The 17,841-nt window shown below is 68.1% G+C and carries 20 protein-coding genes and 4 tRNA genes; 17 read left to right on the top strand and 7 right to left on the bottom strand.

Translation table 11 applies throughout. The annotated features are described in order from the left end of the window. Positions 1-38 precede the first annotated feature (38 nt). Positions 39-647: a rhomboid family intramembrane serine protease gene (locus ABZX92_RS16280; protein WP_355559282.1), complete on the bottom strand. Its 609-nt coding sequence runs from the start codon at positions 645-647 to the stop codon at positions 39-41. 85 nt (positions 648-732) lie between these two features. Between ABZX92_RS16280 and ABZX92_RS16285 the strand changes: the two genes are divergently transcribed. The 8 genes from ABZX92_RS16285 to ABZX92_RS16320 all read left to right on the top strand — a co-directional run bounded on the left by ABZX92_RS16285 (position 733) and on the right by ABZX92_RS16320 (position 7,330). After that, positions 733-1,302: an HhH-GPD-type base excision DNA repair protein gene (locus tag ABZX92_RS16285; RefSeq protein WP_355559285.1), complete on the top strand. Its 570-nt coding sequence runs from the start codon at positions 733-735 to the stop codon at positions 1,300-1,302. 93 nt (positions 1,303-1,395) lie between these two features. Beyond that, positions 1,396-2,322, top strand: a complete 927-nt coding sequence (locus ABZX92_RS16290) for an esterase-like activity of phytase family protein (RefSeq protein WP_355559288.1) — start codon at positions 1,396-1,398, stop codon at positions 2,320-2,322. Positions 2,323-2,360: 38 nt separating this feature from the next. After that, positions 2,361-3,731, top strand: coding sequence for a serine/threonine-protein kinase (locus ABZX92_RS16295; protein WP_355559291.1), 1,371 nt, complete (start codon positions 2,361-2,363; stop codon positions 3,729-3,731). A 447-nt stretch (positions 3,732-4,178) separates the two neighbouring features. After that, positions 4,179-4,889 (top strand): ABC-2 family transporter protein, encoded by a 711-nt coding sequence (locus tag ABZX92_RS16300; RefSeq protein ID WP_355559294.1) that lies wholly within the window; start codon positions 4,179-4,181, stop codon positions 4,887-4,889. Beyond that, a complete protein-coding gene (locus ABZX92_RS16305; protein WP_355559296.1) occupies positions 4,882-5,679 on the top strand; it encodes an ABC-2 family transporter protein in 798 nt (265 codons plus the stop codon). The genes ABZX92_RS16300 and ABZX92_RS16305 overlap by 8 nt, the downstream gene beginning before the upstream one ends. After that, positions 5,676-6,647 (top strand): ATP-binding cassette domain-containing protein, encoded by a 972-nt coding sequence (locus ABZX92_RS16310; protein WP_355559299.1) that lies wholly within the window; start codon positions 5,676-5,678, stop codon positions 6,645-6,647. Before ABZX92_RS16305 ends, ABZX92_RS16310 begins: the two co-directional genes overlap by 4 nt. Before the next feature lie 46 nt (positions 6,648-6,693). After that, entirely contained in the window at positions 6,694-7,041 is a 348-nt protein-coding gene (locus ABZX92_RS16315) for a hypothetical protein (RefSeq protein ID WP_355559302.1), read from the top strand. A gap of 97 nt (positions 7,042-7,138) precedes the next feature. Then, positions 7,139-7,330 (top strand): DUF1918 domain-containing protein, encoded by a 192-nt coding sequence (locus tag ABZX92_RS16320; RefSeq protein WP_030470815.1) that lies wholly within the window; start codon positions 7,139-7,141, stop codon positions 7,328-7,330. Here the strand turns inward: ABZX92_RS16320 and ABZX92_RS16325 are convergent. Then, a complete protein-coding gene (locus ABZX92_RS16325) occupies positions 7,327-8,139 on the bottom strand; it encodes an inositol monophosphatase family protein (protein WP_355559305.1) in 813 nt (270 codons plus the stop codon). The genes ABZX92_RS16320 and ABZX92_RS16325 overlap by 4 nt on opposite strands. 24 nt (positions 8,140-8,163) lie before the next feature. Next, positions 8,164-9,144, bottom strand: coding sequence for a malate dehydrogenase (locus tag ABZX92_RS16330; protein ID WP_045313228.1), 981 nt, complete (start codon positions 9,142-9,144; stop codon positions 8,164-8,166). Positions 9,145-9,245: 101 nt separating this feature from the next. Here ABZX92_RS16330 and ABZX92_RS16335 point away from each other — a divergent pair, with 101 nt between their 5' ends. Next, a complete protein-coding gene (locus tag ABZX92_RS16335; RefSeq protein ID WP_355559352.1) occupies positions 9,246-9,836 on the top strand; it encodes a pentapeptide repeat-containing protein in 591 nt (196 codons plus the stop codon). Here ABZX92_RS16335 and ABZX92_RS16340 read toward each other — a convergent pair. Continuing rightward, positions 9,822-12,362, bottom strand: coding sequence for a glycohydrolase toxin TNT-related protein (locus ABZX92_RS16340; RefSeq protein WP_355559309.1), 2,541 nt, complete (start codon positions 12,360-12,362; stop codon positions 9,822-9,824). The two genes, ABZX92_RS16335 and ABZX92_RS16340, sit on opposite strands and share 15 nt — an antisense overlap. Positions 12,363-12,570: 208 nt before the next feature. On the opposite strand from ABZX92_RS16340, the gene ABZX92_RS16345 reads away from it, so the two are divergent. From ABZX92_RS16345 to ABZX92_RS16355, 3 genes are read left to right on the top strand one after another with little or no spacing between them, the layout of a single operon-like run. Then, positions 12,571-13,488, top strand: coding sequence for a DMT family transporter (locus ABZX92_RS16345; protein WP_355559312.1), 918 nt, complete (start codon positions 12,571-12,573; stop codon positions 13,486-13,488). Continuing rightward, entirely contained in the window at positions 13,485-14,333 is an 849-nt protein-coding gene (locus ABZX92_RS16350) for a bifunctional methylenetetrahydrofolate dehydrogenase/methenyltetrahydrofolate cyclohydrolase (protein WP_355559314.1), read from the top strand. Before ABZX92_RS16345 ends, ABZX92_RS16350 begins: the two co-directional genes overlap by 4 nt. 13 nt (positions 14,334-14,346) lie before the next feature. Beyond that, on the top strand, positions 14,347-14,640 hold the full coding sequence (locus tag ABZX92_RS16355) for a DUF3017 domain-containing protein (RefSeq protein WP_355559355.1): 294 nt from the start codon (positions 14,347-14,349) through the stop codon (positions 14,638-14,640). On the opposite strand, the gene ABZX92_RS16360 is transcribed toward ABZX92_RS16355, so the two are convergent. After that, positions 14,630-15,199, bottom strand: coding sequence for a TetR family transcriptional regulator (locus ABZX92_RS16360; protein WP_355559317.1), 570 nt, complete (start codon positions 15,197-15,199; stop codon positions 14,630-14,632). The genes ABZX92_RS16355 and ABZX92_RS16360 overlap by 11 nt on opposite strands. A 74-nt stretch (positions 15,200-15,273) precedes the next feature. Here ABZX92_RS16360 and ABZX92_RS16365 point away from each other — a divergent pair, with 74 nt between their 5' ends. The 5 genes from ABZX92_RS16365 to ABZX92_RS16385 all read left to right on the top strand — a co-directional run bounded on the left by ABZX92_RS16365 (position 15,274) and on the right by ABZX92_RS16385 (position 16,523). Continuing rightward, positions 15,274-15,840 carry a dihydrofolate reductase family protein gene (locus ABZX92_RS16365; RefSeq protein ID WP_355559319.1) on the top strand — a complete coding sequence of 189 codons (567 nt, stop codon included), beginning with the start codon at positions 15,274-15,276 and terminating at the stop codon, positions 15,838-15,840. 234 nt (positions 15,841-16,074) lie between these two features. Then, positions 16,075-16,146: transfer RNA gene (locus tag ABZX92_RS16370), tRNA-Arg, on the top strand. Positions 16,147-16,253: 107 nt separating this feature from the next. Further along, positions 16,254-16,325, top strand: a tRNA-Phe gene (locus ABZX92_RS16375). A gap of 10 nt (positions 16,326-16,335) precedes the next feature. After that, positions 16,336-16,423, top strand: a tRNA-Ser gene (locus tag ABZX92_RS16380). A gap of 8 nt (positions 16,424-16,431) precedes the next feature. Beyond that, a tRNA-Ser gene (locus tag ABZX92_RS16385) sits at positions 16,432-16,523 on the top strand. A 7-nt stretch (positions 16,524-16,530) separates the two neighbouring features. Here ABZX92_RS16385 and ABZX92_RS16390 read toward each other — a convergent pair. Together ABZX92_RS16390 and ABZX92_RS16395 are read right to left on the bottom strand one after the other, a co-directional pair. After that, the gene (locus tag ABZX92_RS16390; RefSeq protein WP_355559322.1) at positions 16,531-17,118 is read right to left on the bottom strand and encodes a hypothetical protein; all 588 of its coding nucleotides are present in this window, start codon (positions 17,116-17,118) and stop codon (positions 16,531-16,533) included. Further along, complete coding sequence (locus ABZX92_RS16395) at positions 17,115-17,834, bottom strand: hypothetical protein (RefSeq protein WP_355559324.1); 720 nt, start codon at positions 17,832-17,834, stop codon at positions 17,115-17,117. The genes ABZX92_RS16390 and ABZX92_RS16395 overlap by 4 nt, the downstream gene beginning before the upstream one ends. Positions 17,835-17,841 lie beyond the last annotated feature (7 nt).

Consider the following 17,841-nt stretch of genomic DNA (forward strand, 5'->3'; position numbering starts at 1 on the left):
AGGCGTGCGCGGTGCCCGCCGCCACGGTGGTCAGCCCCTTACGGTGCCGAGGAGACGGACCCCGCGCCGGACGGGGTTGCACCCCGTTCCGCTGAGCGGCACAGCAAGAACCCCGCGATGGCACCGGCCAGAATCGCAGGCCCGTGGATGTCCGTGAACACGCACAACACCACCGCGCCCACGAGCACGATCCACGCCGCGACGAAGTGCTTCTTGATTCGCGCGACCAACACGTAGGCCGCCACCGCGCCAACCGGCCCGCAGAACGCGACGGACACGCCACCGGAATAGGGCTGCCACCACTCGCCGATGATGTGCCCGGCCAGACCACCCGCCAGAAGCATCACCACAAAACGACCGGTGCCGAACGTCCGCTCGGTGTGAAATCCCAGCAGCGCCGCACACACCCCCAGCACGACCACCGCGAACACCGAGTCCGGCTGCACCAGCACCGGCGAGATCACCCGCCAGACCTGCCCTGATGCCAGCGCTTCCGGGTCCCGGCGCACCGCGAGGAACAGCCTCTCGGCACCGAGGTGGTACAGCGCGGTGCAAATCGCCCAGGAAGCGAGAAGGACAATCGTGGCGATCGGCACGCGAGTCCGGACACCGGGCAACGGCGGAAGAACAGCGGGCTTTTCCGGCATGCCCCGATCATAAAAACGTGCGCTGACGTATCGCTGGCTTTACCAGAAGTCGTGCCATAGCGCCGGTCATGTCAGGATTGCCGCCATGACCCGCACGCTTTGCCTCGCGCAGAACCCCGACGCGGACGCCCTCCTGGCCGAGGACCGCTTCGCTCTGCTCTTGGGAATGTTGCTGGACCAGCAGATTCCGATGGAGAAGGCGTTCTCCGGCCCCAAGGTGCTCGCCGACCGCATGGGCGGCCTGGACGTCCACCGCATCGCCGAGGCGGATCCCGAGTCGTTCGCGACGATCATGGCCACCCCGCCCGCCGTGCACCGCTTCCCCGGCTCCATGGCCAAGCGGGTGCAGGCACTCAGCCGGTTCGTGGTCGAGCACTACGACGGCGACGTCACCAGGATCTGGAGTGACGGTGACGGAGCCGCGGTGTTCAAGCGGCTCAAGGCGTTGCCCGGGTTCGGCGAGCAGAAGGCCAAGATCTTCCTCGCCCTTTTGGGCAAACAGTTCGGCATCACCCCGGACGGCTGGCGCGAGGCCGCCGGGCACTACGGCGAGGACGGAAGTCGGCGCAGTGTCGCGGATGTGACCGATCAGAAGTCGTTGCTGGAGGTCCGCGACTTCAAGAAGGCCGCCAAGGCAGCGGCGAAAGCGAAGTAGCGTCTGCTGTTCATCGTCTGGTCCACTGGATGAACGCCGCCAGCCCGAACGAGGTGCGATCTTGACCACCTCGTGCGAGAAGGGGCGGTTGCGTTGCGCATCAAGGCGATTGGCGTTTTCACGGTCCTCGCGCTGAGCCTGGCGATCACGCCGGCTCAGGCTGCCACGGCTTGGCCTGGCGATTCGGCCACCAGGACGGCTGACGGGACGAGCGTCTTCGGCAAGAACCTCAGCGGGCTCTCGTTCGAGAGCGCGAACGTCGTGTGGGCGGTGAAGAACAGCCCCTCGACGCTCTACCGGCTCGTGCCGAACGGGGCGCTGTGGAAGGTCGACCAGACCAGGTCGCTGAGCTTCAAGGACGGGCAGGGCGATCCTGACGCCGAGGGTGTGGTCTCCACGCCGGACGGGCTGTTCGTCGTCAGTGAGCGGGACAACGACGACGACAACACAAGCGCGCCGACGATTCTCAAGTACGGCACTGGAAGCGCGGCCACCGGCGAGTGGGCACTGCCCGGGATGCCGGACGTCGATCCCAACGCCGGGCCCGAGGGCATCGCGTGGGTGCCGGACAGCTACCTGACGCAGAACGGGTTCAAGGACGACACGGGCAAGACTTACAACCCCGCCGACTACTCCGGTCACGGCAGCGGGTTGTTCGCGGTCGGGCTCGAGGCGACCGGGCAGGTGTACGTGTACGCGTTGCAGACCACGGGCGCCAAGTTGCTGGCGAAGTTCGCGAGCGGGCAGAAGCAGGTGATGGAGCTGGAGTTCGACGGCTCGCGGCTGTGGACCACCTGCGACGACCACTGCAACGGGCGGGCCACGACGTTCACCATCAGCAGCGGCAAGTTCAAGCTGAAGGCGACGTACGACCCGCCAGCCAAGCTGTCCGGCCTCAACCTCGAAGGGTTCGCGATCTCGCCGAACTGCGTGGGTGGCAAGAAGGTCGTGCTGTGGTCGGACGACGACAACACGAGCAGCCACGCGTTGCGCAGCGGTTCGCTGAACTGCACGGTCTGACCGAGGAACTGTCGGGGTGCGGAACTAAGCTCCCGCGCGTGACCGCACCCCGCATTCCCGGCCTGACCGACCTGAGACCGTTGGGCGCAGGCGGATTCGCCACCGTCTACCGCGCCCACCAGGCACAGTTGGGCCGCGATGTCGCGGTCAAGATCGACAACCGGGTGCTCGTCGACGAGCGGGACAAAAGGCGATTCCTGAGGGAAGCGCACGCGGCGGCCAGGCTTTCCGGGCACCCGCACGTTGTCGGTGTGCACGACGCGAACATCACCGCGCAAGGCACGCCGTACATGGTCATGGAGCTGTGCACGGGCGGGTCGCTCGCCGACCAGCTCGATCAACAAGGCCCGTTGCACCACGAACGAGTCCGCGACCTCGGCATCAAGCTCGCCGACGCACTCGCCGCGGCGCACGCGGAAGGCGTGCTGCACCGCGACATCAAGCCGGGCAACATCCTCGTCGACCGCTACGGCACGCCGAAGCTCGCCGACTTCGGGCTCGCGGCGCTGCTGGACGCGCAGGGCGGCAGCACGGTCACGCGGGACGCCCTGAGCCCCAGCTACGCGCCGCCGGAAGCGTTCGCGATGGCGGAACCCACGCCGCAGGCCGACGTCTACTCGCTCGCCGCGACGCTCTACACGTTGCTGGCGGGCAAGCCGCCGCGTCCGGTGCCGTGGCCGATCAGCAGCTTCGACCAGCTCGGCGAGATCCTGCGCAGGCCCATCACGGCGGTTGGCGGGGTGCCGCCGGCCTTGCACGACACCCTCGCCCGCGCCCTGCACCCGGACGCGAACCTGCGCACGCCGAGTGCGGCACAGCTGCGCGACGAGCTGCTGGACCCGCTGCGGCAGCCCACCGTGCCGGTTCACGCGCCGCAGAAGCGCAAGGTGTGGCCGTTGGTCGCCGCGGCCGGGCTCGTCGTGGCGATCGGCGTCGGGGTGCTCGCGTGGAACCTCCTCGACAACGAAAAAGCAGGTGCCCAAGGCCCTGGACCGACCACGACGCAGCCGGGCGGCGCGGAGGACATCCCGCCGTTCCTCAAGAAGTGCGGTGACAAGTTCTGCATCGACAAGTCGACCTGTTACTACGGGATCAACAGCATCGGCGGGCAGGCGGCGACGGCCCGGCGGGTGGGCAGTTGCTCCGAGGAGCATTACTGGGAGGCTTTCGCGGGCGGCTGGCTCTCCGGCGACATCCCGAAAGTCGACAACGACGACCTGGTGAAGGCGCCGGAAGTCGCCCAGGTCTGCACGAACGAGATGATGCAGGCGAACAAGAAGCCCAACGTGAACATCACGGGCTGGGACTTCACCGCGATCGGCTACAAGGACGGCGAGCGCTCTTACTTCATGTGCCTCGCGGCGCCCGAAGAAGGCGGCGAACTGGTCATGAGTGCGTTCGGCAGCTGAACAGGATCCCCTCGACAAACATCCTGGGGGATCACGAAGAAGCTTCGCGCACTCGTCGCATGCCTTGCCGTCGCGGGATCGCTGGACGTCAGCGCCCCGGCGGTTGTCACCAGTCCGGGGCGAAGGCGGGCTGCGGACGACCTACGCCTGCAGGCGGCAGCTGGTTCGTCTGTCAGCGCAAGTGGGTCGTCAAGCTGGAGTACGGCCGGTACCGGGCCTCGGCACGTGCCCCGGCGGCTTCGGGGAGACCACGAACTACCCGGGCGACCAGCCGAGGGGCGACTCACGCTTCGACCTCCCGGGCCTGACCACGAGTCCCAGGTCTCGATCAACTAGAAAATCCACTTGCGACGGTCGGTAACGTGGATCGATGTGCGTGTTCACGCCGATTTGATCATTGCTGGATTTCGAAGGTACTCGACCTACCGACAAGCGATGCTGGCCGGAATGACTGCGAACGTGGTCTTCGGCCTGCTGCGGGTCGCCGTCATCATCGCCGCTCTCAAGGCGGCGAACGGCGAGATCGCGGAGTACGACGTCGCTGCTGCCAACACGTACGTCTGGATCGGGCAGGGGCTGCTCGGGTTCATCCTCTTGTGGGGGAACAACGAGCTCGCCGAGCGCGTGCGATCCGGTGACGTCGTCGTCGATCTGTACCGGCCGTGGAACCTGCAGGCCGCGCTGCTCGCGGAGGACCTCGGCCGCGGCGGGTACGCGTTCCTGGCGAGGCTCGCGCCGCCGATGCTGATCGGCATGCTGCTGTTCCCGTTCCGGTTCCCCGAGCACGGCTACCAGTGGCCGCTCTTCCTGGTCAGCGCGGTCGTCGCGCTGGTCATCTGCTTCGGCTGCCGGTTCCTGATCGAGGTCAGCGCGTTCTGGCTGCTCGACAACCGCGGGCTCTTCGGGTTCTGGAACGTCACCTCCGGCCTGCTGTGCGGGCTGACGGTGCCCATCGCGTTCTTCCCGCAGTGGGCTCGGGAGGTGCTGTGGATGACGCCGTTCCCGGCGTTGCTGCAGGCACCGGTCGACGTGTTCCTCGGGCACGGGAACGCCGGGAAACTCCTGCTCTACCAAGCGTTCTGGGCCGTGGTGATCCTCGCGCTGGGCCACATCGCGTTGCACCGCGCGGTGCGCAAGGTGGTGGTCCAGGGTGGCTGACGTCGTCTACCCCAGGCTCATCGGCGCGCGGCTGCGCAGCCAGATGGCGTACCGCACCTCGTTCGCGCTGGACTTCGTCACCCAGATCCTGGCGCAGTGGATCGAGCTGGTGGTCATCCTGGTGCTGTTCGGCCAGGTCAGTGCGCTCGGCGGGTTCACGAAGAACGAAGTGCTGCTGATGTACGCCGTAGCGGGTGCCGGGTTCGGTGTGGCGGACCTGTTCGCCGGGCAGCTCGACAACCTGCCGACCTACATCCGCACCGGCAGCTTCGACGTGCTGCTGTTGCGGCCGCTCCGCACGTTGCCGCAGATCATGGTGTCCGACATCCGGTTGCGCCGGGTCGGGCGCATCGTCGGCGCGCTCGCCGTGATGATCTACGCGCTCGCTCACGTGCCCGTCGAGTGGAGTCCGGCGAAGGTCGCGCTGACCGTCGCCGCGCCGATCGCGGCGGCGGTCATCTTCAGCTCGGTCTGGGTCGTGGCGTGCTCGGTGTGCTTCTGGATCATCGACGGCCGTGAGTTCTCCAACTCGGTGACCTACGGCAGCAACGCCTTCACGTCGTACCCGATCAACGTCTACTCCCGGCCGCTGCGCTGGCTGATGGCGTACGTCGTGCCGGGTGCGTTCGTCGCGTACTACCCGAGCCTCGCGCTGCTCGGGAAGCAGGATCCGCTCGGGTTGCCGGGCTGGGTCGGTTGGACATCACCGCTCGTCGCGGCACTGGCGGCAGGAGTCGCCGGGCTCGTGTGGCGGTTCGCGGTCAGGCACTACCGGGGAACGGGATCATGATCGAGGTCAGGGAGCTCCGCAGGGAGTTCAAGGTCGCCACGTCGAAAGGCCTGCGACGCAACTACAAGACGGTCACCGCCGTCGACGACGTCACCTTCGGCGTCGAAGCCGGTGAAGCCGTCGGGTACGTCGGGCCGAACGGGGCCGGCAAGTCCACGACGATCAAGATGCTGACCGGGATCCTGGTGCCGACCAGCGGGCACATCCGGGTGGGCGGCGTGGACCCGTCGAAGCAGCGCCGCGATCTCGCCAAGCGCATCGGCGTCGTGTTCGGCCAGCGCAGCCAGCTGTGGTGGGACCTGCCGCTCAAGGACAGCTTCGACCTGCTGAAGTCGATCTACCGGGTGAACCGGCCGGACTACCGGACCAGGCTCGACGAGTGCGTCGAACTCCTTGGCCTGCAGGAGTTCCTGGTCACCCCGGTGCGTCAGCTCTCGCTGGGCCAGCGGATGCGCGGCGAGATCACCGCCGCTCTCCTGCACGCGCCCGAACTGCTGGTGCTCGACGAACCCACGATCGGCCTGGACCTGGAGTCCAAGGAACGCCTCCGGGAGTTCCTCCAGGACATCAACACCCGCCGCGGCACGACACTCCTGCTCACCACGCACGATCTGGACGACATCGAACGCCTCTGCCCGCGGCTGATGGTGATCGACCACGGCAGGGTGCTCGCCGACGGACCGCTGGACGAGCTGCGCGCCGAGGTCACCCCGGAACGCGTGCTGGTCATCGACCTCCGGGAACCCGGGCCCGCACCGGACGTCCCTGGAGTGACGGCGGTGCGCAGCGAGGCGGGAGGGCTGCGGCACCACCTCACGTTCAGGAGAGCGGAGACGACGGCGGCTGCGTTGATCACCCAGGTGGTGCGGCAGGTGGAGGTCCACGACCTCGCCGTCGTGGAGCCGGAAATCGACGACGTCATCCGCAAGCTCTACCAACGCCAGGTCTCGCAAGACGCCGATCGGTAGAGTCATAAGCAACGCAACCGGACACATCGGGCAAGAGGGAGAGCGAATGCGCCTAGTTGGAACGCTGGCAGCAGCCGTCATCGCGTTGGGCAGCCTGACGGCCTGCGACACGATCCAGGGAGTCAGCGACACCGCGGACAAGGTGAAGCTGTGCGCCGACGCGATCCAGCTGGTGGGCTTCTCACCGGACCTGAGCGACCCGCAGAAGGCGCTGGAGGACACCCAGGCCAAGGCGAAGGAGCTCGAGAACCTCGCCAACTCCTCGCCGGACGAGCAGGTGAAGAAGGCGCTGACGGAGGCGGCCAACGGCATGCAGAACGTCGGCTCCGCGGCCGACTGGGTGCAGCAGAAGGCCGACCTCGTCGCGAAGGTCTCCTCAGCCTGCGGTGGATGAGCAATAGAGCCCTGTTGCGCACCTCCGGTGTCGGCCTAGGCTTTGACGCGTTCAGCGCGCCATGCCTCACGCCGCACACCGGAGGTGTCGCAGCATCATGCAAGCAACCGTTGGTGACAGGCTCCACGTCCACAGCCGCTCCGTAGGACTCGAGGAGCGCCTGGGCGAGATCCTCGAAGTGCGCGGGACCGACGGCCAGCCGCCGTACCTGGTCCGCTTCAACGACGGCCACGAGGGCTTGGTCTTCCCCGGACCCGACTGCATCGTCGAGCCGCGCGGCGAGATCTAACCCAGGACGGTCTTGATCAACTCCTCGGCCAGCTGAGGAGTCGCTGCCGCCACCCCTGACCACCGGTGGGTCAGGTCGGGTTCGAACGTGAACGGCCGGCCTTTCAGGTCGACCAGCACGCCACCCGCGGCGGGCACGGTGACCAGCGCCGTCGCGAGGTCCATGATCCGGTGCGTGTCGCTGCCAGGGTCGATGAACGCGTCGACGGTGCCCTCCGCGACCAGCATGGTCTCCAGGCAGGTCGTGCACAGCACCCGGATGCGGTCGGCGCGGTTCGCGATGCGCAGCCACGCGTCCTGCGTGCCGGTCTTGGGGCGCATCATGCAGACGGAAGCGCCGTCCAACGACGTGCGCCCGGTCGTGCGGAACGACGTCGGCACTCCTGCGCGCGCATGCCACGCACGGCCCGTGTCGAACCACGTCGTAAGAGCTTCTTTGGCCGTGCCGTCCTCAACGAGTGCACCGGCGAAGCAAGAGAGAGGAACGCCGAACGCGGCGTTCGCGGACCCGTCTACCGGGTCGATGACGAGGGTGATCGAGGAGCCGTTGTCGACGAACCCGGCTTCCTCGGAAAGCAGGTTCACGCGACTGCGGTGGATGGATTCCAGGATCGCGTCTTCAACGATGCGATCGACGCGCATCGTCGGTGTTCCGTCGGCGCCGTCCGCCACTTCTTCGCGGAGTTCGAGGCGCGTGTGCAGAGATCGGGCGCGTCCATACGCCGCCGACGCCGCACGGGCGGCGTCAGCGAGCGCAGGATGCACGTCATCGGAAAGCTGTGGCTGGGGCACGTCCCATGGAATGCGCACGTGCCCCACACTGCCACGGAAAACTCAGATCAGGCCCAGGCCCTTGACCGCGTCGCGCTCCTCGACCAGCTCGGCCACGGAGGCGTCGATCCGGCCACGGGAGAACTCGTCGATCTCCAGGCCCTGGATGATCTCGTACGAACCGCCCGAGCACTTGACCGGGAACGACGAGATGATGCCCTCGGGCACGCCGTACGAACCGTCCGACGGGATGGCCATCGAGGTCCACTCGGTGCCGTTGACCCAGTCGTAGATGTGGTCGATGGCGGCGTTGGCGGCCGAAGCGGCCGACGAGGCGCCACGGGCCTCGATGATCGCCGCACCGCGCTTGGCGACGGTCGGGATGAAGTCGTTCTCCAGCCACGCCTGGTCGTTCACGGCCTCGGCGGCGGTCTTGTCGCCCACCTTGGCGTGGAACAGGTCCGGGTACTGGGTGGCCGAGTGGTTGCCCCAGATCGTCATGTTCTGGATGTCCGTGACCGCGACGCCCAGCTTCTTGGCGAGCTGCGACAGGGCGCGGTTGTGGTCCAGGCGCGTCATCGCGGTGAAGCGCTCGCGCGGGACGTCCGGCGCGTGCTGCTGGGCGATGAGGGCGTTGGTGTTGGCCGGGTTGCCGACCACGAGGACCTTCACGTCGTCAGCGGCGCCGGCGTTGATCGCCTCGCCCTGCGGCTTGAAGATGCCGCCGTTGGCCTCGAGCAGGTCGCCGCGCTCCATGCCCTTGGTGCGGGGGCGGGCGCCGACGAGCAGGGCCACGTTCACGCCGTCGAACGCGGTCTTCGCGTCGTCGGTGATCGTGATGCCCTTGAGCAGCGGGAAGGCGCAGTCGTCGAGCTCCATCGCGGTGCCCTCGGCGGCCTTCAGCGCGGGGGTGATCTCCAGCAGCCGCAGGTTGACCGGGGTGTCCGGGCCCAGCAGGTGGCCGGAGGCGATGCGGAAGAGAAGTGCGTAGCCGATCTGGCCGGCTGCACCGGTGACGGTGACGTTCACGGGCGTGCGGGTCATGAGCCTTCCCGAATGACGGTCCTCGTTGACGTCGGGCAGGTCGCCCGGCGACCCGCACGTTACCAACACGTGGCCAATGGCAGAGTGTGAGAGTGGACAACCTGGTCGAAGAGGTTGGCGAAGATTACTCCGACGCCAACATGCCAAGTCAGCACTGGGAGAAGCGGTCTTTCACCGACTGCGATTTCACCGAAGCCGATCTCCGCGAGCTCGTCACGACGGGGTGCACGTTCACCCGGTGCGACTTCACCCGGACGGATCTCGGTGAGTCGAAGCACCACGCGACGGCGTTCCGGCAGTGCACCTTCGACCGCACGGTGCTGACCCGGTCGTCGTTCAACTCGTGCAGCCTCATGGGCTCGAACTTCGTCGACTGCGTGCTGCGGCCGATCACCTTCACCGAGGTGGACTTCACGCTGGCTTCGTTCGTGAAGGCACCGCTGTACGACCTGAAACTTCAAGGCCAGCGGTTCCGCGAGACGAACCTCAGCGAAGCCGATCTGCGCAACACCGACCTGAGCCAGGCGGACCTGATGGGCGCGCGACTGCTGGACGCCAAGCTCGACGGCGCCGACCTGCGCGGGGCGAAGATCGACGCGAACGGGCTCCGGCAGGCCAAGCTCGCCGGAGCCCTGATCGACATCGACACGGCGATCGCTTTCGCGGCCGCCTACGGACTAGTTGTCAGCTGAGATCTCCACCAGGACGCCGTCGGCGACCATCTCCTCGACCGCCTTCGGCAGCAGGTAGGCGGTTCCGCCGCCGGGCTGCTCGAACCACGGCACCGCGACACCCGTCAGCACCTCGAGCGGGCGGCGCAACCGGTACACGCGGTACGGGCGGTTGATCCACGACGGCACGAGGCTGCGTTCCGGGAACGGGGTGCCCGCCACGTAGACGAGGTTGCCGCTCTGGTCGCCGTAGCGGTCGACCTCGGTGCCCGCCGGCAGCTCGAACATCTGCTTGTGGCGGAACAACGTCAGCGGCGGCTCGCCCGCGAGCGGCGAGATCGGGAACTTCCGCTTCGACGGCTCCTCCTGGGCCACGGCGGCGGCGACCGGCGAGGGTGCCGGAGCCGGTGCCGGGACCTGAGCCGGCGGCGGGGGCGGAGGTGCCTGCTGCGCCTGCGGTTGCGGCATCGGCGGGCGCTGCGGCGGAACCGGGCGGCGCGGCTCCTCGCGGAAACCGTTGCTCATCGGCCGCTGCGGTGGTGGCGGGGGCTGGGGTGCCCGCGGGATCGTGCGGAAGTTGCCCAGCACCAGCTTGCCGACCAGGTACGCCGACGCGTCCTCGACCTTGTCGAACCGCACCGGGCTCTTCGGGCCGTGGTCGAACCAGCACACCTCCCAGCTGTCGCCGTCGAGGCGCAGCGTCCAGGTGCGGTCGGCCGGTTCGCCGATCCGGAACACGCCGTGCGGCACGTTCAGGTCGTCGAGCGCGCGGCGGGTGCCCGCCAGTTCGCGGTCTTCCTCCGGCGTGACGGTGCGCGGCGGCTTCACCGGCTCCGGCTCGGGTTCCGGTTCGGGCTCCGGCTCGTTGAACAGCGCCGCGTCGAACTGGGTCGTCTCTTCGACGGGAGCGGGCGCGGGGACCGGCACCGGCACGACCGGCACCACAGCAGGCGGCAGCGGCGAGACCTCGGCCACGGGCTCCGGTTCGAAGTGGGCGTCGAGCTGGGACTCGAACGGCTGCTGCTCGAACGACTGCTCGAAGGCCTGGGGTTCGAACGAGGTGGTGGACTCGATCTCGTCCTCGGCCAGGTCCGGCTCGTCCTCGGCGACCGCGACGACCGGGTGCTCCTCGGTCACCTCGGCCGGGCTCTCCAGCGGCTCGTCGAGGACCGGGCTCCACGCCATCGTGTCCTGCATGGCGTCGCGCGGGCGTTCCTCGGTCTCCGCTTCGATGTTGTCCGTGAGCTCCGCCTCGCGGTGGTGCGTGAGGAGCTCGGGCTCGTCCGGACCGGCGGTCGGGATCTCGGGTTCGTCGACGGCGTCCACGACATCTTGTTCGTCTTCGTGGGCGAGATCGGTTTCGACCGGTTCCACGGCGACCGGCTCGGGGTCGGGAACCGCCTTGACGACGGGCTCCGGTTCCTCGACGTCGCTCGGGTGCGGGGCGAAGAGGTCCATGCCCGCGCCGTACGTGTCGCGCAGGCGCCGCTCGTCGAGGTCGGGCACGCCGTCGGAGTCGAAGACCACCCGGTAGGGCGGCCCGTCCGCGGTCGGCAGCGGCACGGGCACGGCGACCGTCGCGCCGATGTCGTCGGACTCGGGCAGGGGCTCCGGATCGGCCACGACCTGCGGCTGCTCGGTCGTGACCTCGGCCGCCTGCGGCTCGGGGTACATCGGCTCGAAGTCGTACTCCTCCGGCTCCTGCTCGGCCTCGAACTTCGGCGCCTGCACGAACTGCGTGGCGTCGGCCTGAGGTTCGGGTTCGGGCTCGGGCGCCGGCTCCGGTTCGAGCAGCTGGGTCCCGGGAGGCGCGGCGGGCGCGCCGAGGTTCGCGGCGGCGGCGAGCCTCGACTCCTCGGACACCTCGGGCAGGCTGAAACCGGCGGCACGCGCCCGTTCGACCAGCTCGGGTTCCGGCGGCACGCCGTACTTGCGCAGGTAGTAGGAGACTCCCGCGGGCCAGATCCACACGCCGTCGGTCTGGAACCCGGACGGCACGACCTGCGGCGCGTCCGGTGCCAGCACGTCCGCGTCGAAGCCACGCCCGGCCACGGCGACCGGGGCGTTCGACAGGTAGGTGAGCAGCGGCGCGACCTCGGGCTCCGGCACCGGCGGGCGGTTGACCGACGGACGACCGTTCGGCCCGGCCCCGTCGAACACCCGGACCGTGCGGAACACCGGCGTCGGCGGGTTCAGCCTGCGGCGCAGCCAGTCCGGCAGGTTCTCGTCGGCACGCGGGAAGAACCGCACCTCGTCGAAGTACGCCTGCTGCGGAGGAGGCGTCTGCCAGCTCGGTTCGGCTCGGTCGAAGTCGAGGTTGTAGCTCGACGGGTGGTCGAGCTGGTAGCGGGCGTTCGTCCAGCTGCCCCTGCCCTCGCGGTGCATGCCCGCCCGCAACCGGGCGAACAGGGACGCGACGTCCTGCGGCGGCGCCCAGGAGTGCGAGGAGCCGTCCTGCAGCCGCATCTCGGCTTCCAGCTCGAAGTACCGGCCGGTGGCTCGGTACTGCGCGATCACACTGCGCCAGTCCTCTGGAGCGGCCCGCATTAGAGTCAGGCCGATCTGCTTAACCAGAGCGTCCTGCTCGGTAGGGTTCAACGGCTTCGGCTCGGACACGCCAACATCTTCCCCTGCAAATCGCCGGATCGCACACGTCCCCCGCCGCTGCGCCGAACGGTGGAGGCCCGACCATAACGCGGTGCACCCACCGGGTTAAAGCTGATCAAGAACACGTCCGTCCCCGCTGGAGGAGCCGTTGTCCCGGTCCGCGCAGGTGACCGGCGGTGTGCTGGCCACGATCGGCGGAATGGCGCTCGCGGTCCAGGGACGGGTCAACGGGTCGCTCGCCGAGTCGTTGCAGAACGGTTTCCTCGCCGCACTCATCTCATTTGGCAGCGGGTGGGTGCTGCTGGTGGTGGCGGTCCTGTCGCGACAGTCCGGCCGGGACGGGCTGCGCCGGCTGCGGGACGCGCTGGCGCAGCGGCGGATCCGGTGGTGGGAGTGCGTCGGCGGGCTCGCGGGCGCGTTCCTGGTGGCGTCGCAGGGCATCGCGATCGCGACGATCGGGGTGGCGGTGTTCACGGTCGCGGTGGTCGTCGGGCAGGTGGTGAGCAGCCTGGTCGTGGACCGGCGCGGCATCGGGCCGGGTGAGCCGAAGCCGTTGACGGTGACGCGAGGGCTCGGCGCGGCGGTCGGTGTCGTCGCGGTGGTGGTCGCGGTGTCGGCTCAGTTCACGTCGCCGGACACGTTGTGGCTCGCGGTGCTGCCGTTGCTCGCCGGGTTGCTGATCGGCTGGCAGCAGGCGGTGAACGGGCTGGTGCGCGACGCGGCCGGGCACGCGGTGGCGACGATCTTGGTGAACTTCACCACCGGAACCGTCGCGTTGCTGCTCGTGAACCTGGTGGCGGCCCGCGGGGCGGCCTCGTTCCCGACTCAGTGGTGGCTCTACCTCGGCGGCTTGCTCGGCATCGTCGGCGTGGGCGGCGCGATCGTGTCGGTGCGGTACATCGGCGTGTTGATGCTCGGGCTGTGCGGCGTGTGCGGGCAGCTCATCGGGGCTGTGCTGCTGGACGGGCTGAGCGGGCACCTGGCGTTGCCGACGGTCGTCGGCGTGGTGCTGACGCTGGTGTCGGTGGGCGTCGCCGCGCTGCCCAGTGGGAGGATGAAGACGTGACTGCGACGCTGCTCAACGGCAACGAAACCCGGAACGCGCTGTTCGAGGACCTGAAGGCGCGGGTAGCCGCGCTGCCCGGCTCCGTGGGCCTGGCCACCGTGCTGGTCGGCGACGACCCCGGCTCGCACTCGTACGTCAAGGGCAAGCACAAGGCGTGCGAGAAGGTCGGCATCAAGTCGATCCGGCGCGACCTGCCCGAGTCGATCACTCAGCAGGAGCTGGAAGCCGTCATCGACGAGCTGAACGCGAACCCCGAGGTCACCGCGTACATCGTCCAGCTGCCGCTGCCCAAGCACCTCAACGCGAACGCGATCCTGGAGCGCATCGACCCGGCCAAGGACGGCGACGGCCTGCACCCGGTCAACCTCGGCAAGCTGGTGCTCGGCGAACAGGCCGCGCTGCCCGCGACCCCGCGCGGCATCGTGGAGCTGCTGCGCCGCTACGACGTGCCGATCGCGGGCGCGAACGTCACCGTCGTCGGCCGCGGCGTCACCGTCGGCCGCCCGATCGGCCTGCTGCTGACCCGCCGTTCCGAGAACGCCACCGTGACGCTGTGCCACACCGGCACCAAGGACCTGGCCGCGGAGGTGCGCCGCGCGGACATCGTGATCGCCGGTGCCGGCAGCCCTGGCCTGATCACCGCGGACATGGTCAAGCCGGGCGCGGCCGTGGTCGACGTCGGCATCACCCGCACCGAGGCCGGCCTCGTCGGCGACGTGGCCCCCGAGGTCCGCGAGGTGGCCGGCTGGCTCGCCCCGATCCCCGGTGGCGCCGGCCCGATGACCGTCGCGATGCTGCTGACCAACACCGTCGAAGCCGCCGAGCGCGCCCATGCGACGGTCTGACGCGGAAGCGCTCATGCCGGAACAGCGCTGGCGCTCGGGCCCCGGGAAGCACCTGCCGTTCGCGCTGGTGCTCGGGGTCGGTGTGCTCGGGCTGGTGCGGATCTTCCAGTACCACTGGCGGCAGGGCGCGGTGCTGCTCGGCGTGTCGCTGCTGGTGGCGGCCGTGCTGCGGATCCTGGTGACCGACGAGCAGGCCGGTCTGATCAAGATCCGCGGGCGTGGCATGGACGCTTTTCTCTACTCCACCTTGGGCATCGTGGTGATCGCCGTGTCGCTGACGATCACGGGCGGACCTCTCAGCCGATAGCGCGGTCGACCAGGACCTCGATCAGGTGGTCGAGGTCCAACGGCTCGACGATGCCGGGCAGCGTCAGCCGTTCGTAGATCAACCCGGTCATCGCGAAGTACAGCGAGATGACGGTCATCCGGTCGCCGGGCAGCTTCGAGTCCTCGTTGAACGAGATGTTGAACTCGAGGTTGTCGGCGACCGTCTTCGTGAGCGCGGTCCGCAGGTCGGGCCTTCTCGTGGCCTCCAGCCGCAGCTCCATCATCGCCAGGTAGCAGGCCTTGTCGGCGTCCGCGCGCTTGACGATGTCGTGCATGAACTTGAGCGTGAGTTTTCGGTCGCGCGGCATGGCGAGCGACTCCGCGATCGACTCGTCGGACGGCATGAGCCGCTGGTTGACCCTGATCGCCACCTCCGACATGAGGTCGTCGCGGTTGGCGAAGTAGTTGGACGCCGTACCCGCGGGCACTCCCGCCTTGGCGTCGATCGCGCGGTAGGTCAGGCCTCGCGCACCCTCCTCCGCCAGGACGTCTATCGCCGCGTCCAGCAGTGCCGTTCGCCTTGCTTCGTTCTTGACCACGAATCCTCCTTGACAACCACTACAGCCATAGTACTACAGTTGTCGTGGTTGAAGCGAGATCAAGGGGGATTTGCATGCGAAAGCTCGTCTACTACGTGGCAGTGACGCTGGACGGGTTCATCGCGGCCGAGGACGGGACCTTCGACGGGTTCATCTTCGAAGGCGACCACATGGCCGGCATCAACGCCGAGTACCCGGACACGCTGCCCACCGAGTACCGCAAGGCGGCGGAGTGGGAGGACGTGCCGAACCCGAATTTCGACACGGTGCTGATGGGCCGCAACACCTACCAGGTGCCGGGCGGCCTCCCGTCGCCCTACGCGCACCTGCGGCAGTTCGTCGTGTCGTCATCGTTGATCGACACCCCGCCAGACGTCGCGGTGATCCGCCAGGACGTCGTCGGCCGCGTGCGTGAGCTGAAGGAAGAGGACGGCCTCGACATCTGGCTGTGCGGCGGCGGCAAGCTGGCCGCCGAGCTGCTGCCGTTGATCGACACGTTGTTGTTGAAGATCCACCCGGTGGTGTTCGGGCGCGGGATCCCGTTGTTCGACGGAAAAGCCGACATCACCACGTTCGCGCGGACCAACGCGCAGCTGTTCGAGAGCGGGGTTTCGTTCATGACTTACGAACGTTCCCGATAAATGATTGACGCCCGGCGGGTCCGCCCGCAATACTTGGCCCACACCGAACCGAAGGGGAACCGCCATGACGAGCCAGCCGCAGCGCCGACGCTTTAGCAGCGTCAGCTTCGCGCGACCGTCATCGCGACCGTTTTCGCAGGTGAGCTCCTTGTAGTGGCGTAGACGTCACACACAGGGAGCCGCCCCTCGGGAGACCGAGCAGGGCGGCTCTCTTTATTTCGCGATTTCAATTTCGCCCTTGTAGCTCAATGGAGAGAGTGCGGCGCTACGAACGCCGAGATTCAGGTTCGACTCCTGGCAGGGGTACTTCCGGGTGCGAGGGAGACGGCTAACCCGCCTCATTTGGGATGAGGACATACCGCGTTCGACTCGCGGGCATCCGACTTTGCAAGGCGCTCTTCTGGAGCGCGCAAGGCTCTTTGGCTCAACTGGTAGAGCACCGGGGTGAAGACCCGGCTGTCAGGGTTCGACTCCCTGGGGAGCCACGCAGGACGGGGAGGGCTGGCCGAGTGGAAAGGCACCGGATTGCTACTCCGTGGTCCGGGCATCACGCCCGGCGCGCGTTCGACCCGCGCGCCCTCCGCGTCCTGAGGAGGATTGGCCGAGCCCGGTAAGGCAGCTGTCTCGAAAACAGTGGTCGGCGCGCGAGCGCCGCGCAGGTTCGAATCCTGCATCCTCCGCCACCAGCCGCTACGGCTGGATCGCGTCGTAGAGCTGCCTCGTCACGTCGCGGGCAAGCCCGCGGCACTCCTCACTGCGCGGGTCCAGCTTCTTGCCGGCGTTGTTGTACCTCGTCATCACCACTGCGTTCTCGTCGAGGACGTTCAGCCGGCAACTGGGCCCGACACCAGGATCCATCCACCGGGCCTCGGACCCCAGGTGCACACTCGGGTCCGTCTTCTCCCCCACCGGAGTGGCGTTGAACCCCGACTTGGCACGTTCCGCACCAGACAAGTCGCGCTGGTTCTCGTACAGCTCGACATCCAGGGTGATCATCGGAATGTCGTCGTTCTCCGACGTCGTGAACGTGCACGTCAGCGAGAACCGGTCGTCGCCCCGAAGCGGCTCGGAGGCAAGCGGGGGCGGCAGGCCTGGAACCTTGCGCTGGATCTCCGGACAGGTCTTGAAGGTCGCGAAGGCGTACTTGACCGGGCCTGGGGCGGGGATGGTGGTCGGCGTCGGTGCGCTGCTGTAGGTGGCGGTGGGAACGGGAGTGACGGTGCAGCCGCCGGCCAGCGTCATCGCGGCGATGGTGACGCCGATCGGGCGTGCCCTCATCCGGTCACTGCCTGCGGCCAGGTTCCCTTGTTGAACTTGGGATCGGACATCTGGCTCAGGAGATCCCGCACCTTGCCGAGCGCCTCCATGAACCGGTTGGCGATGGCCACCAGGGTCCCCAGGTACTTGCCGACCAGGTCCCCGATGGCGCCGGCGAGCGCGTCCACGGCGAAGGGGATCTCGACGACGGTCGCCGCCTCGACAGCGGCTCCGACGAACGCACCCAGGAAGTCAGTCGCCAGCTGGGCGAGGTTGACCATGTACTCGACGTTGTACCTGGCGATGTCCATGAGCCACTTGCTGACCATGTCGGCCTTGGTCCCGACCGCGGTGATCGCGTCGTTCTGCACGGAGACCTTGTCCTGGTAGGCGGTACTGGCCGCGCCCTCCCACTCGTAGGCCAGGTGGGTCTTGGCGTGGACGAGGTTGTTCACCGGCTGCTGCACCTCGCTGAGCCAGTTGAAGGACTGCTTGATCAGTGCGAGCACCGGGATCTGGTGTTCCACAGCCGTCCTGATCAGCTTGAACACCTTGTCCATGTATTCGCGGAGCTTCTCGAGCGCGGGACGGATGACGATCATCGCCGGACCGAGAAGGTACCGCCAGTCGTTGATGTGGTGCACGGCCTTGTTGAAGCTGTCTGCGCAGCCACGAGCCTTGTCCTCGAGGCCGTCGAAGCACGTCCTCAGGTCTTCTTCCCTGGCTGGGGTGGTCATGCGGCTG

It is taken from the genome of Lentzea sp. NPDC006480, assembly GCF_040611995.1.
Classification (GTDB): domain Bacteria; phylum Actinomycetota; class Actinomycetes; order Mycobacteriales; family Pseudonocardiaceae; genus Lentzea.

Coding starts and splice junctions, on each gene's coding strand:
- ABZX92_RS16285 (WP_355559285.1), top strand. CDS start 733: ATGACCCGCACGCTTTGCCTCGCGCAGAACCCCGACGCGGACGCCCTC.
- ABZX92_RS16365 (WP_355559319.1), top strand. CDS start 15,274: ATGCGAAAGCTCGTCTACTACGTGGCAGTGACGCTGGACGGGTTCATC.
- ABZX92_RS16330 (WP_045313228.1), bottom strand. CDS start 9,144: ATGACCCGCACGCCCGTGAACGTCACCGTCACCGGTGCAGCCGGCCAG.
- ABZX92_RS16310 (WP_355559299.1), top strand. CDS start 5,676: ATGATCGAGGTCAGGGAGCTCCGCAGGGAGTTCAAGGTCGCCACGTCG.
- ABZX92_RS16280 (WP_355559282.1), bottom strand. CDS start 647: ATGCCGGAAAAGCCCGCTGTTCTTCCGCCGTTGCCCGGTGTCCGGACT.
- ABZX92_RS16395 (WP_355559324.1), bottom strand. CDS start 17,834: ATGACCACCCCAGCCAGGGAAGAAGACCTGAGGACGTGCTTCGACGGC.
- ABZX92_RS16355 (WP_355559355.1), top strand. CDS start 14,347: ATGCCGGAACAGCGCTGGCGCTCGGGCCCCGGGAAGCACCTGCCGTTC.
- ABZX92_RS16340 (WP_355559309.1), bottom strand. CDS start 12,362: ATGCGGGCCGCTCCAGAGGACTGGCGCAGTGTGATCGCGCAGTACCGA.
- ABZX92_RS16315 (WP_355559302.1), top strand. CDS start 6,694: ATGCGCCTAGTTGGAACGCTGGCAGCAGCCGTCATCGCGTTGGGCAGC.
- ABZX92_RS16300 (WP_355559294.1), top strand. CDS start 4,179: ATGACTGCGAACGTGGTCTTCGGCCTGCTGCGGGTCGCCGTCATCATC.
- ABZX92_RS16390 (WP_355559322.1), bottom strand. CDS start 17,118: ATGAGGGCACGCCCGATCGGCGTCACCATCGCCGCGATGACGCTGGCC.
- ABZX92_RS16320 (WP_030470815.1), top strand. CDS start 7,139: ATGCAAGCAACCGTTGGTGACAGGCTCCACGTCCACAGCCGCTCCGTA.